Source organism: Aeromonas sp. QDB20, from assembly GCF_027707805.1.
Classification (GTDB): domain Bacteria; phylum Pseudomonadota; class Gammaproteobacteria; order Enterobacterales; family Aeromonadaceae; genus Aeromonas; species Aeromonas dhakensis.
On the sequence record NZ_JAPCJC010000003.1, the window covers coordinates 241,566 to 255,375 of the forward strand.

Here is a 13,810-nt window from a genome sequence, read left to right on the forward strand (position 1 = left end):
CCGGTTTTTTTCAAGAATCAGTTGAACATTTGGGATTAGACATGTGGGATTTACTTAAACACCTATGGCCTGACTTTAGCCAGATGCTGAATGGCACTACCAATGGGATCAGTGCGTGGTTCTGGTCATTCACATGCTTCATCTTTTTACTATCCCTGTTTTTTTTGATTAAGCACTACCTCAATTTCATTGAAAGAAACAAAGCATTGAGATCTTTGTTGGATGGGCAAAGTAGAGAAACATTGGCTTACTCTCGCCGTGAAATACTTCAGAGGGCTCAAAAGCTGAATGCCAACAATATTGGTCATCTCTGGCAGGAATTTGATGAAAGCCTTGTCTTATCTTCTGACAAGAAACAACTTTTCAACAGCATTGACGCGGAGCATTTTTTCAATGCAAAAACCTTGGCAACGGGCCTAACCGCCAGCCGTTTACTAGCAGCGACCCCCAGCTTTTTAGTGGCGATCGGGGTGCTCGGAACCTTTGTTGGATTAACCATTGGTCTAGAGGGGCTAGTGGGCAATACGGCAGAAATCGAGACCCTCAAGAGTGGTATCAATAAGCTCATCTCTGGCGCAGCAGTTGCATTTATGACCTCGGTCTGGGGGGTTACTTTCAGTCTCTTGCTCAATCTGTGTGAAAAGCTGTTTGAACGCAAAGCGCTGAACGATATCCAAGACCTGCAAAACAGGATTGATTTCCTCTATCCAAGACTCCCTGCGGAACAATCTCTGGTGCATATCGCCGAGTACAGCAAAGAAAGTAAAGAAGCACTGCAGGAGCTGCACGAGCGAATCGGTGACAGGCTGCAGGAAAGCATCAATGGCATGAGTGAATCCATGCAAAATGCCCTCACTGACACACTCAACAACATCATGGGGCCGGCCATCCAAACCCTGGTTCATTCAACCAATCAGCAGTCAAGCCAGGTGATGGAAAACCTGGTTGGCAGTTTTATGGAAGGCATGAGCTCAGCCGGCCGAGTACAGGGTGAGCAGCTCGAAAAAGTGGCAGCAGATGTCAATACTGCCGTCAGTAGCATGAGCGAACGCCTTGAGCAGCTGTTTAATAAATTGAGCACCCAGCAGGCCAGCAGCCTGGATGCGCAAGATGAACAGTCCAGACGTTTCCAGGATCAGTTGCAACAACTGGCCAATTCGGCAGATGAACGCCAAGGCCTGTTGGAGAGTCGCTTTGGCAAGATGATGGGTGACCTGGCCCAGCAGCACGACCAACAGCAAACCGAGTTACTGGTGCAACAACAAAAAATGCTGGGCAGTCTAGGCACAGCGAGCCAACAGCAAATCGAAGCAATCACATCTGCCGTACAGCAACAACAGAACGCATTGCAGGATGCCGTTGGCAAACTGCTGGATAACGTAAGTCAGCAAGGTGCTCAGGCTGATGTTCGTGAACAAGTTCGTCAGGAGAAATTCCAGCAGCAGCTGGATGACGTGACACAGCAACAGCAAGCGCTCTTGACTGCCTTAGCCGACTCAGTGCAAGCCGGCCAGCAACAAAGCCGCCAAATGGCGGAACAGCACCAGCAATTGCTGACTCGCTTGCAGCAAGTGACCGATTCCGCAGCCCAGAGCAGCAAGCATATGGACAGCAGTGCCAATCAGCTAGGCCTGCTCTCCACCAATGTCCGTTCTGCCGCCGATCTACTGGGGCAGCGCTTGGAACAAGTGACACAACAAATCGAGCAAGCCGGTAGCCAAAATGCTGCACTTACTGATCAACTCAAGCAACAAGCCGAAATGCTGGCCAGATTGCAAGATGGCCTGCTGCAGGGAGCGGAGCGGTTCGAACAGGCTGCCAGTGAGGCTCGCCATGGCTTTGTTGAGATGAAGCAAACGCAGCAACAATTCCTGACAGGGGTGAGAACCGAATTCAATGCCTTAGGCGAGACGTTGCGTTCCCAAGTTGAAGCCATCGAAAAACAGGCTGAACAGTGGCTGCAAAAATACGCCAGCGAAGTCAGCACGCAGGTTCATGAACGCATGGATCAGTGGAACAAGGTTTCTCTAGAATATGCCACCAAGATGTATCACACAGCCGAAGCCATGAGCAGTGTGCTAGATGAGCTGGAGCAACGCTGATGCAGTTTCGGAAAGCCCAAACCGCTAACGTTGACGAAGAAAACCCCTACTGGATGTCCTTTTCCGACATCATGTCCGCCCTGCTCGTCATCTTTATTATGGCCTCAGTGATCCTGATCCTGCAGCTGATGGAGATCCAAAAAGAGCTCGAGCATAAACAAACCAAGTTTGAAGAAGAGATTGTCGCGCTAAAACAAGCCGAGCAAGTACGCCGCACCATTCTTGACGAAGCGGTAGAGACCCTGCGCAAACGCGGCATCAAGGTGGAGATCAGCCAGAATCACACTGTCTTGAGCATTCCCAACGAATTGCTTGGCTTTGAAACCGGGGCCTTTGACATTAGTCCGACCTATCAATCCCGTGCTAGGGAAATAGGCGAAGTGCTTAACATGGTGATCTCTCGTGACAATCGGGTGGAGTTCCTCGATACCATCTTCATCGAAGGACATACCGACAACCGTGCCCTGCAGGGCTTTATGGGTAAGGGTAACTGGGGCCTGTCAACCTTCCGCGCCATCTCCCTCTGGCAGTTTTGGGAAAAATCACTCATTGGTGATGAACAGCTATCCCGACTGAAAAATCGAGATGACAATCCCCTCTTTTCGGTCAGTGGCTATGGAGAAACTCGGCCAGCGGTGCCTAATCAAGTGACGGAGGCAGATTTTAAGCGTAATCGTCGCATCGATATTCGCTTTACCATCCGCAGACCAGACAGCACCCAGTACGAACAAGTGAAGGAACGGCTGCAGGAGGATCTTCAGCAATGAAGTTGCCCGAGGCCAAACCCATGCTAACTACATGGGCCCTGCCCACGGTAAACGCCTGGGCCGAACTCCAGACGAAGGCTTCCACGATGGAAGGGGAAGCAGGGCACAACGACGCCTTCACCCAGATGCTGACCTCGCTGCGCAACATGGCCATATCAGGCCGGTTTGAGGCATTACCTGGATTGCTGAAGCGCCGACTCACTGCTCGTGCACTCAGTTGGTTTTGGCTTAGTGGCGACCAGTATGCCGAACGGCTGCTCAGCCCCCAACTCCTCTCCGCGCTGCTAAATGCCCAACAGCCAAGACTGACTCGAATAACACTTCAGCAACTGGTACAGCTCTACTTTCGCCAATTCGACTTGCTAGACCAACATGATGGATTTCGTGCCCTGCTGGAACAGGCACTGCTGTTACAACTCGAGCAACTACCAGAACCCCGCATCCCCTCGCTGCGGCCCAACCCACTCATCAGCCTCAAACAAGAAGGGCACAAACTCCTTGGACTGAACGGCCCACGTCAGCTCGCCGAACAGACGCTACAAGCAGGACGCGAGCTTGGTGCGACATTTAGCGAACTAGGCCTGCAAGGCCTGGATGATGGCCGCTATGGCGATATCTGTCGGGCTCACTTCTATCTCGAGACCTTGCGCAATCTGTCACAGGACGAATGGTCACCTGTGATGGATGAGCTGCTTAAACCCTCGGTCAGCAAGGCTCCCTTTGAGGGGGACCGCTGTATCGGCCATGCCGCGCTGGAGATCCTGATCGACCGTACAGGCCAGGAGCCCAGCGATGCCTGGCAAACCTTCATCCTCAACCTGGCAGGCGATCCCCGCATATCCAGCGCCGCCACAAATTACCGTCAATGGTGGCAACCACTGGGCGAGGCACGGATTCAAAAGGTCAGAGGCTGGCTATCCAAAGAGGATCTTCGCCTCTTTTTGCAGGCCGTTGAGCAATATGGGATCCAGAGTCATAACGACGAATTACAGCGGATGTTTCCCGCCAGAAAGCTGTTTCTGGAGGGCTTGTTCAAACTCAAACTGATCCGTAATACCCGTCTGCTACTCGGTAACCGGGCCCAGCAAATCGTTAAAGGGATTTTGGGTAAGGAAGTAAAAACCAGCTTCGCTCCCATGGATGGGGCTATGAGCGATAAAGCGGTGATCTATCTGGACTGTGGCGATTTCTACCTGATTGAAGGTTCCCACAGTTTCAAAATTTGGGTCTATTTGGCGCCCCCAAGTGACATACTGACCACTTATGAGAAACGGATATTCAGCCACGCCGCACTGACATCCACCATTCCTGCTGGCTACCAAAAACGATATGGCAATCTTCCTCTCGCCAGCATCGTCCACACACCACACACTTGGCAGCACAAGGTCTTCACCTTCTTGGCAGACAACGGCATCGGTCTGGATATGGAGCAACTACTGAGCCGCCAGGACTACCAATACCAGCTTCGCCGCTTTGGCATCCCTGCAGTCAATCCCAAACGGACACCGGTGCCAACTCCCAGCCAGCCGACAGCCAAGTCATTTGTCGACACGATAACTCACCAGTCAGCTCTAACTAGTCTCAGTCCATCACCAGTAGATCAAGTCAGGGAGGCATCCCATCAGGCCAAGCTTTATGAAGAACCCCAGCAGCTCCCAGCGAATGCGTCACGTGCAGTGAACAAGTTATCAGCTGAGCAGCTTTCAAAGCTGAATGGCAGGTTCAAATACAAGAACAAACCCACTCCAGCAACACCCCATTCGGATGAAATAACCAGCGCTAACACTGTTGCGGAGCCTTCGCTCTCCGAACTCTGCCCCCGGGTTAGCCAGCTCAAACCGCTAGAGCTTAAGGTACTGCAATATTTTGCCAGCAATGCCGGTGACAGAGCTCGTCATGGCGCCAACGTCTTGGGCATGACAGTTCAAGAGATCAATCAACAGCTTTATGGGCCCCTTGGTACGCTCTGCTGGCAAAACAGCCAATATGGCTGGCACCTCACATCCGTAGCAGCCGCGGAATTAACCGCTTATGAAGAGCATCATAAAGGCCACTAAATGCGCTTAGTCGAATTCTTGCGATCCTTTATTGGCGACACGGACAACGCCATCAACAACCAGTTAGGTTTTCACAGCCAACCTGACTCCAGCGGGTTGAATTTTTTCCTGCCAGCAAGTGAGCTCAAATCACTGCAAGTAGGACAGGGGAACACCCGGCAAAAGGTGCAACTCATCTGCCTCAACATGTTGGCCGAGCAGGGTGTGGCCGAGACCACTGCTAATGGTTTTCATATTGAGGCAGAAGACATCACTGGTATGGATGGCGAACAAGCCGAGATCCTGGACCTGCCGCCCCGCTTCCCCGGGCAATTTGTCTCCACGATTCACGGCCGAACCGGTAACAGCGGCTTTCGGGTAGCCATTACCGCCAGTATGCCTGAAGGGGAAACCCCCTTTACCCGCAAAGGGCCCTTTCTGTACTTGGGTAGCCAAGAATGCTATTGGCTGACGCCAGCAGAATTAATGGGACTGATGGCTTGGGAGCAACACGAGACCCTGACAGCCGAGCTGCGAGGCGAAACCGCTAACCTGCGACTGATGGCCGAGCTGCAAACGGCGGCACGAAGTGGTATGCGCATCGACCTTAGTCATTTTGAGCGCCTTGACGTAGTGGTGCCGGACAACATAGGTATCATAGCCACCCGCATGCCGGATGGTAGCCTGCAGCTTTGCCCCTGTCTGGGAGAGGGATCCACGCCAGATCAATTGCAGAAGCGATGGGCGCAGATAGATATGAGCGCTAATGGCGGCGTGTTGCGAATAGATAATCGCGTAGTACTGCTGGACGAACCCCGGTTGGCCGGGATCCGCAACGTACTGGCCAATACACGCATTCCTGCCGACAAGGTCAATGAGTTTATTGCCACCCCTACCGCTTTTTTGGATGCCGCCTTGGTTAATCTCGAGGTTGGTTTCTCCATTAGGGTCGCAGGTGTAGGCCGACTACAGTACATGGACTTTGGCGGGCTGGATACCAACCAAAACAATTGGTTTGCTCTTGACCCCCGTCCATCACCCCCGGAGGTACTCAGCGGACTTATTCAGTCGCCTGAGGAATTGCAACGTTTTGAAGATCTATTGCAAGCGGCACGAGCCCAAGGCGCCAGCACTCTGACTTTTGGTGAACAGACGATCGACATCACCAACGTCGATGTAGTGGAAAAACAAGTTACCGCCATCAAGCAACGTCTTGCCGGCCATTCTGGCCTCGACTATGAACCAGCAGATGAATCAGTCACACTTGAGACACCAGTAGACGAAGAAAAAGTCAAAGAGCGCGTTGCCGTCATTCTCAAGGAGGCGGATGCCATCCATACCACCTTGTTGAACAAGACCAATTTCGCCACCCTGCCAGCCTCACCTGACTGGTCACGCTATGCGCGCACGCCCTTCTCTCACCAGCAAGAAGGCATCGAATGGATGCTAAAACTGCTGAATGTGGCCTTGCATGAAGATCCCGAGGATCTCTACCGACTGCAAGGCGGCCTGCTGGCCGATGACATGGGGTTGGGCAAAACCTATATGACCTTGGTGACCATCGGTGAATACCTGCATCGTCAACGCAGCCTGGGTCAGGCAGAAAAGCCCATTCTGGTGGTGGCGCCACTGAGTCTGCTGGAGAACTGGGAAGATGAGGTCGCCAAGACCTATAACAGCGTGCCGTTTCGCGACCAGGTGGTGTTGCAAGCAGGTCGTGATCTAGGGAGGTTTCGGATCCGAGGTGCAGAAAGAGAGTCGGTACAGTTGGCCTCGCTGGCAGATGAAAGCGGCATGCTAGATGAACAAAGCATCCGCTATGCCCTGGCCATAGGCCCAGAGGCCGGGATCCATCGGCTGGACATGGACAGACGGCTAGTACTCACCACTTATCAAACCTTGCGGGACTACCAGTTTTCACTCTGCCGCATCGACTGGGGTATGGTGATCTTCGATGAAGCGCAAAACATCAAGAACCCCAATGCCTTACAGACCCGTGCAGCCAAAGGCCTCAAGGCTGACTTCAAGCTGCTGGCAACCGGAACCCCAGTGGAGAACAGCCTGGGAGATTTTTGGTGTTTGCTGGATACCGCCCAACCCGGGCTGCTCGGTAGCTGGCAACACTACCGAGACAGCTGGATAAAACCCATTCTGAATGCCGAAGAGCAAGAACGCGACCTGATCCGTATCCAAATCGGCGAGCAATTACGCCGCACCGTAGGTACCTTCATGTTACGCCGAGTCAAAGAGGAGCAGCTCAAGGGACTACCCAGCAAGACCATATGTAGTGGCGTACAGCAAGCAGATAGCCAGCTGCAACGCTATCACCCCGAATTGAGCCGCGTCATGAGCGGCTTACAGTTGCAGGCCTATGATGCCGTACTCGATGAGTATCGCAGTCGCCGGGCTAGTGACGAAAACATGCAAGGAGCGGCCCTGGCTGCACTCTCCCGGCTCAGAAGCATCTCATTGCATCCAAGGCTGGATGACGAAGCTGCGCTCTACAGTCAGGATGCCAAGCAGGCCCGTCAGTACATGCAGGAATCCGGCAAGCTCACCATTGTTCTGCAGCTACTGGAGCAGATCCGTAGCCAGAACGAAAAAGTCATTCTGTTTATGATGACCAAGCGGTTGCAGCGAGTACTCAAGCTCTGGCTGGATCAGATCTACGGCCTGGATATCGCCATCATCAATGGCGACACCAAGGCGGTGGCCAGTAAAGTCGAGGATCTGACGCGCAAGAAGCTGATCAGCCAGTTCGAGGCTCAAGCCGGTTTCAATGTGATAATCATGTCCCCTGTGGCTGCAGGGGTCGGTCTGACCGTGGTCAGTGCCAACCATGTGATCCACTTGGAGCGTCACTGGAACCCAGCCAAAGAGGCCCAGGCCTCAGACCGGGTCTACCGCATCGGCCAGCAAAAACCAGTGTTTATCCACTTGCCGACCCTGACTCACCCGCGATTTGATGCGTTCGATGTCCATCTGGATCGCCTGTTGCGCGGCAAGCTGATGCTGAAAGATGCAGTGGTCACCCCCGAAGCCGTCAGCGAAAGAGAAATGACAAGTGCCATGGGTCTGTAGTAATGGAGTGGGCCATCGCCATAGACGCCGCAGCGATCCAAAAATAGGGAGACCCTGTTTCGTTCGACAATTGCACGTGCGCCAAAATGTGGTTGAACTTGGGTGTGTAATCCCCAACTCCCTATGGTTCCCATTTTCTGTGTACTCCTAATGATGGTAAGTCGTAGTAGAGCTCACTGCTGACCATGCCTTCCTCCATGTGCTCCCTGACCGGCGTGGTAGTTACAAATTCCCTCGTTCTGCCAGCGACACCACACCCTCAGTACCGACGACCAGATGATCCAAAATCCGGATATCCACCAGTGCCAGGGCATTCTGTAGGCGCAGGGTGATCTCGATATCTGCCCGGCTGGGTTCCGGGTATCCCGACGGGTGGTTATGCACCAATATCAGGGCGGCAGCATTGTAGTGCAGTGCCCGCTTGACCACATCGCGGGGGTAGACGGTTGCAGCGGACAGGGTGCCAAGGAACAGCTCTTCATAGGCCAAGATCCGATGCTGGTTATCGAGGAACAGTGCAGCAAAAACTTCGCGATCCCGTGTTTGCAGCAGCCCTTGCAGGGCTTGATGGGCCAAGTGTTTATCGGTAATAGCTTCTCCCTTGGCCAGTTTCTGCCGGGCAATCTGGTTGGCGATAGTCAACAGGTCCTCTTCGTTAATCAGCTCAGTGACGAGATAGGTGCCGGGGATCTCCCCGGCGATCAATTTGTGATGCAACATGGTTAGGCTCCATACGCCATCGCCCCACCGCATTGGACGCGGCAGGCTAGGCGAAGTAGTTGGTTAATGGGTTACTGAATGGGGTGTGACCGCAGGCTTGGCTGGCTGTGTTCAGGCCGCCAAGGTGTGCGGGGTGTAGTCGTGCAGCGGAATGTGGTAACTGGTGGCGAGCAGGGTGCCTAGCTGGGTTAGCCAGCTGTGATCCGGGTGATCGCACAGCCATTGCGCCAGTGCGTCGCCCCGTTCGTTTTCATAGCGCAGGTAGAGGGTATAACCGTCCACCGGCAGGCCTTGGTCATGTACCACTTCAATCTGACCATCGTGTTCAAGATAAGCCTCCAGCTCGATGGCGATCACGGCGTTAATCATCTTCGCTCTCCTTGTCAGGGATGGGGTCACTCTCCACCGCATAGCCGCGATGGATGCAGATGCGCTGCAGGTCAGCCAGAAAGTTGGCCAGTACGCGGGGTTGCTCGGTGAGCGGCACCGGCCCTGCTTGACAACGCCAGAAACAGCGACGTTCGGGGTCGATGCAGATTTCATCCCTCGGCTGGCTCATGGTGTGCCAGTCCTCAGCATTGGTGAGAGAGAGCAGTTGCCACTGCATCCCGGACCAACGCACTTGCAGGGTGACGGTGCGGGCTAGTGGGCTCTCCGGGGTCAGGTGCAGCAGCCAACGCTGACCACTGCTGGTGGGGGTTAGCTTGGCGCTTGTGGCGACTCGTCCCAGCCATTGGCGTGAGTAGTGGGAGAGCGCTAATTCTTGGATCATCGTGACCTCCTAATCTCCTGCGACCGTGACGCTGAAGCATTCCAACCGGCAGTAGGCTATGAAGTTGCTTTGCCAGATATCGAACAACTCCCGCGCTTCGGCCAGTCGCAGTGGCCCCCAGCCCAACATGATGTGTTCCCCATCGAGGAAGTTGAAATCGAGCTCCTTGCAGAGCTCAGCATCTTGGCCCTGCCCCTGGTAGCTGAAGTCGGTGACGTAATCGAACAGCCAGCCATCGAGCCCACGGATCAAGCGGATCTCGACCGGGTGCACGCCGCCTTGCTCGGCGCTGTAGCCGGGATTGCGAAAGTTGAAGGTCAGTTGGGTTAAGCGCTCAATATTGAGCTCGGTTTTAGCTATTTCTTGGTCGAGGAGAACCAGCAATGCTTGGTCAACGGGCAGGGTAAAGCCGTCCCGGAAAAAGGGAATAGTCATGGTGTACTCCTTGTGGGGTTTAATCTTGGCCGAACAGCTCGCGCATTTTTCTGGCCACACGGGCACGGATCTGGGTGTCAATAAAGGCGGTAATACTGGCGAGTGCCGCACTTAGCACCGCGATGTCATCGGTGAGCCCCATAGGCAGCACATCCGGGATCGCATCGATGGGCGAGATAAAGTAGGCCAACGCGCTGTAGATCAGCAGCTTGGCCCAGAGCGGCAGGTCATCCTTCTGGCTGGTGTAGTAGAGCAACAGGCAGGTTTCAATAAAGGGCCGACCGGCACGCTTGGCAAAGGCGCAGAGCTTGCGCCAAAAGCCTTGCTGGTCGAACGGCTCGCATTCGGGAGGAATACAGGGGGGCATAGTGTGTCTCCTTCACAGGTGGGTGAATGGCAGAAATGAAAAGAGGAGGCAAATGCCTCCTCTTGGATGGGAATGGGTGTGAACTATTGGTCCCACATCAAGCAGTCAAACTCGGGGGTATTGGTGGCGGGCAGTACAGCGGCGACCTCTTTGGTTGGCAGTGCGAGTTGCTTGCCGTCAGCCGTCAAAATGCGGATCGACTTGGCCTTGCGTAGCTTGTCCCACATGTCGAAGAAATTGTTCTCACCGACACGGGACTCGGTCTCATAGGGCGCATCGTATTGGCTGCCATCGATGATGATGGTGAAAGCTTGCCCAGCATAAGAGCCGTACTCCTTGCCCTGCACGGTAGCCGTCATGCTGACCTTGCGGGTGTCATTACAGGCGATATAGAGGTTGTTTTGCTCGTTGACCACCGCCGTGTATTCGCTGGTCCCCTGTCCCCAGCCACTGCTCCAGCGTCCGGCCTCGCCATAGGCCAGGGCGTTGTTGCATAGCAGGATGGCCGTCAACGTGATCCAACATTTGTTCATGGTTAACTCTCCTTATCCAACGTAGTAACCCAACACATTTTGTAAAAAGCCACCTGCCGCGATGTAGCCCACCACGCCCCCGATGAGCTGGGGACCAACTTTCCAAAACAACTTTTTCTTGAACATCTCCTGTGCGCCGTCAGCAAACAGCATGTCTGGTTGGGTAAAGCGGCGGAACAATTCCCCGCCCATCAGGCCAAGTGAGGTAAACAGAGAACCAAAGACAAAGTGCCAGATATGGCCCCAGAACCCGAGCTGCGGAGAGCTACCGGTCCAGAGTGAATAAATGGTGACGACGAGAAAAAACAGGGTGGCAATAACGGGATAACGAGCCATGTACTTTTCCTTATGTAACAGAGTAATAGTAACAATGGCAGTCGCCCTAACCGCTCGCGTAAAAGCGCTTTACCCGAGATGGGAGGGGATGCCACAAACGAGGATTGATGTTTGTTGTCGGTGAGGCGGTCAGCGTAGCGATCATCGATTTACGGCCAATTGCAACCAACTTAGTTGATACTCGCCTTTTTGAGTCCTTATCGTCAATGAGTCCATGGTCAACCATACGGGTTGACTGGAGGAACCATGACAGATATCAACCTTGAGCTGTTAGCCAAGAGAGTCGGCAAGGCGATTAGCCACAAGCGCACCCAAGCCGGATTCACGCAAGAGCGGGTGGCGGAACACCTCAGTATCGGGATGGAAGCCGTCTCACGAATGGAGCGGGGGATCGTGGTGCCAACCGTGGTGCGGCTGGCGGAGCTCGCTCAACTGTTTGGTTGTGAGCTGGCGGATTTTCTGCGTGAGACCAGTAACCGGCCCACCGAGCAGGGCATTGTGCTGAGCCAGCAACTGGCCCGGCTTGATGCTGCTGACCGGACCCTGTTGCTGGAAACGGTAGAACGGTTGGTGGAGCGGTTGGCGCGTCCCCGCTGAGCATCCACCATTCACTGGGGAGGGAGCGGGTTCCCTTTCCCCAATTTATTGGTGAGCGGGCTCCTTCTTGGTTGCGGCTTCGGTGGCGTTCTGGTTGCTTGGCTTTGAGGGGCGTTAAGGGAGGTAGTCGCCTCCGTACCAGCGTGACTATTCGCCGTCTCGTCGCTGCAGGCTTCGGGATAGAACTCCTCCAGCAGCATCGGCACCTCTTCATCGATATCCTCAAACTGGCCGTTACGCAGCAAATCACGAGCAGCCTGCTCCATCTGGTCGATGGCAAGGCCAGCCTCTTGGTCACGCTGGGCGGCCTCCTGTGCCTGTCTGACTGCCTCGGTCAGGTTGGTCTCTTCCCGCAAGGTCAAATCCACGTAGTAGACCGGTGTGCGGTAGGATTGCGCCGTGCTCTTGGCCCGCAACCGTAGGGTGAGCGGCAGATAGCGGGTATGGCCCCCGCTCAAAGCCTCCAGGTACTTCAGCCGAGCAGCCAGAGTGCGCACCGAGTTGTAGCCGGTGGTGCGGAAGATAAAGCTACCCAACTCATCCCCTTGCCCCTCCACAAACAGGTTCAGTCGTCCGTACAGCTTGCAACCCTGTTGGCCTGCAAAGGCGCAGCGCTCAGGTCCAGGGCAGCTGACCTCCTCCATGCCTTGTGCCCCCACACGTCTTGCCACCTCCCCATTCCCGACACAGAGCGGCCTGCCGGTTTGCCGGTCAAACGCGCTGTATTCCGCCCGTAGATTCAAGTCGCTATCGTTGAACAGCACCCGCACCGGAATGGCGCGGATCTTGGTTTGTTCCTGCCCTTGGCCACTCTTTTGCGATGAGTAGTGTTGATGCAGGGGATGGAGTAACCATCCCCCTTTTTGTTGTACCTGGGTGGTGAGGGTGAAGCTGTCGTCCTTCTCCGGTACCCATTTATCCTGTTTTTGCACCAGCTTGCCGATGCAGATCCGCCCGATCACGGGCGGGGTGATCGCCAGTCCTTTGATCATGGTGTTTGCCTCAAGGGTTGAATGGTGAAACGGCGCACGCCGGGCACCGGTTTGACGTAACGGGTGAGCAGGTCGGGATGATCCTGACCGAGCTTATCCAGATCCGGTGCTAGCCGGTCTTTACTGCGCTTCCAGGTGATCTTGCCGTCGGCAAACAACCCGGCTGTCGCTTCACCCAAAGTGGCTTGCAGCCGCTGCTTGAGTTGTGACTCTTGTTGCTCGACAGCTTCCTTTTGCTGACGTAAGCGCAGTAGCTCCCCAAACAGCTGGTTGAACTCGGGAGAATCCGAGAGATCCAGCGTCTGACCATCATCGCGGGGAAAGAGCCAACTCAGGGCATTGGCGGCATCGCGGGAGCCATCAGGCTCGGGCTGCTGGTCTTGTTGTACCATCTGCCAGAACTGCGCTTCCCGCTCGGTGAGATCCTGGATCTTCTCCTCATCGCGCTCGATGCGATAAATCCGAAAATCCTGGCCGCCGATCAGCACTGCCACTTCGGCCCAGGCATGGCCGGTGACGGCCAGTTGATGGAGTACCTGACACTGGTAAGCCACCGGCACCCCTTCCTCCCACTGGGGGGCGCTGTGATAGCTGGCGGTCTTGATCTCCAGAATGCCCGGCCCATCGGGATGGCCGACCACCTCCCGGTCGAGGTTGGCGAGCATGAAAGGATGCTCGGGGTGTTGCAGTACCGCATTGACCCGTCGCACCTTGTAGCCAGTGCGTTTGGCATAGACCTGCGCCAACACCGGCTCCAGCTCAATGCCCCACAACACCGCTTCCTTGTGGGAGATATCTTCCGACTCCTTGCGACCGGTTTTTTCCAGCCACAGGCTGAGCGGGCATTTGTAGGGAGATAGCCCCACAGCCACGGCAGCATCGGAGGAGCCAATGCCGAGTTTGCGGATAGCAAGCCACTGCTCGCGGGTTAATTGGGTAGTGGAGGCCAGCCGCAGGGCTTGGCCATATTTGGCTTTTGCTTTCATGACGACTCCTTGTTGACGGCATAAATGGCTACGCCCGGATTGGCTTGCACCAGTCCGGGTGAGGTCGTTATGCGGTTTGAATGGGG

General features: G+C 54.8%; 14 protein-coding genes. 5 read left to right on the top strand and 9 right to left on the bottom strand.

Going from position 1 to position 13,810, the window contains the following annotated elements; translation table 11 throughout:
• Window positions 1–41: 41 nt before the first annotated feature.
• From zorA to PG897_RS05000, 4 genes are read left to right on the top strand one after another with little or no spacing between them, the layout of a single operon-like run.
• Window positions 42–2,102 (top strand): anti-phage ZorAB system protein ZorA, encoded by a 2,061-nt coding sequence (zorA, locus tag PG897_RS04985; protein WP_270828761.1) that lies wholly within the window; start codon window positions 42–44, stop codon window positions 2,100–2,102.
• Entirely contained in the window at window positions 2,102–2,869 is a 768-nt protein-coding gene (locus PG897_RS04990; RefSeq protein ID WP_270828762.1) for an OmpA/MotB family protein, read from the top strand. Before zorA ends, PG897_RS04990 begins: the two co-directional genes overlap by 1 nt.
• Window positions 2,866–4,926, top strand: coding sequence for an EH signature domain-containing protein (locus PG897_RS04995; RefSeq protein WP_270828763.1), 2,061 nt, complete (start codon window positions 2,866–2,868; stop codon window positions 4,924–4,926). Before PG897_RS04990 ends, PG897_RS04995 begins: the two co-directional genes overlap by 4 nt.
• Window positions 4,927–7,986, top strand: coding sequence for a DEAD/DEAH box helicase (locus PG897_RS05000; protein WP_270828764.1), 3,060 nt, complete (start codon window positions 4,927–4,929; stop codon window positions 7,984–7,986).
• Window positions 7,987–8,208: 222 nt separating this feature from the next.
• Here the strand turns inward: PG897_RS05000 and radC are convergent, their stop codons facing one another.
• The 7 genes from radC to PG897_RS05035 form a co-directional block, all read right to left on the bottom strand.
• On the bottom strand, window positions 8,209–8,706 hold the full coding sequence (gene radC, locus PG897_RS05005) for a RadC family protein (protein WP_025201148.1): 498 nt from the start codon (window positions 8,704–8,706) through the stop codon (window positions 8,209–8,211).
• Window positions 8,707–8,817: 111 nt separating this feature from the next.
• Window positions 8,818–9,075 (bottom strand): hypothetical protein, encoded by a 258-nt coding sequence (locus tag PG897_RS05010; RefSeq protein ID WP_270828765.1) that lies wholly within the window; start codon window positions 9,073–9,075, stop codon window positions 8,818–8,820.
• A complete protein-coding gene (locus tag PG897_RS05015) occupies window positions 9,068–9,478 on the bottom strand; it encodes a hypothetical protein (RefSeq protein ID WP_270828766.1) in 411 nt (136 codons plus the stop codon). The genes PG897_RS05010 and PG897_RS05015 overlap by 8 nt, the downstream gene beginning before the upstream one ends.
• 9 nt (window positions 9,479–9,487) lie before the next feature.
• Window positions 9,488–9,913, bottom strand: a complete 426-nt coding sequence (locus PG897_RS05020) for a DUF2787 domain-containing protein (protein WP_270828767.1) — start codon at window positions 9,911–9,913, stop codon at window positions 9,488–9,490.
• A 19-nt stretch (window positions 9,914–9,932) separates the two neighbouring features.
• Window positions 9,933–10,280 (bottom strand): YkvA family protein, encoded by a 348-nt coding sequence (locus PG897_RS05025; RefSeq protein WP_201880219.1) that lies wholly within the window; start codon window positions 10,278–10,280, stop codon window positions 9,933–9,935.
• A gap of 83 nt (window positions 10,281–10,363) precedes the next feature.
• The gene (locus tag PG897_RS05030; protein ID WP_201880224.1) at window positions 10,364–10,813 is read right to left on the bottom strand and encodes a hypothetical protein; all 450 of its coding nucleotides are present in this window, start codon (window positions 10,811–10,813) and stop codon (window positions 10,364–10,366) included.
• 12 nt (window positions 10,814–10,825) lie between these two features.
• Window positions 10,826–11,149: a hypothetical protein gene (locus PG897_RS05035; protein ID WP_024941032.1), complete on the bottom strand. Its 324-nt coding sequence runs from the start codon at window positions 11,147–11,149 to the stop codon at window positions 10,826–10,828.
• 246 nt (window positions 11,150–11,395) lie between these two features.
• Here PG897_RS05035 and PG897_RS05040 point away from each other — a divergent pair, with 246 nt between their 5' ends.
• On the top strand, window positions 11,396–11,746 hold the full coding sequence (locus tag PG897_RS05040) for a helix-turn-helix domain-containing protein (protein ID WP_270828768.1): 351 nt from the start codon (window positions 11,396–11,398) through the stop codon (window positions 11,744–11,746).
• An 11-nt stretch (window positions 11,747–11,757) separates the two neighbouring features.
• Here PG897_RS05040 and PG897_RS05045 read toward each other — a convergent pair whose 3' ends face one another.
• Both PG897_RS05045 and PG897_RS05050 read right to left on the bottom strand, forming a co-directional pair.
• Window positions 11,758–12,738: a recombination directionality factor gene (locus PG897_RS05045; RefSeq protein ID WP_270659848.1), complete on the bottom strand. Its 981-nt coding sequence runs from the start codon at window positions 12,736–12,738 to the stop codon at window positions 11,758–11,760.
• Window positions 12,735–13,724 carry a YqaJ viral recombinase family nuclease gene (locus PG897_RS05050; protein ID WP_270828769.1) on the bottom strand — a complete coding sequence of 330 codons (990 nt, stop codon included), beginning with the start codon at window positions 13,722–13,724 and terminating at the stop codon, window positions 12,735–12,737. Before PG897_RS05050 ends, PG897_RS05045 begins: the two co-directional genes overlap by 4 nt.
• Window positions 13,725–13,810: the final 86 nt, after the last annotated feature.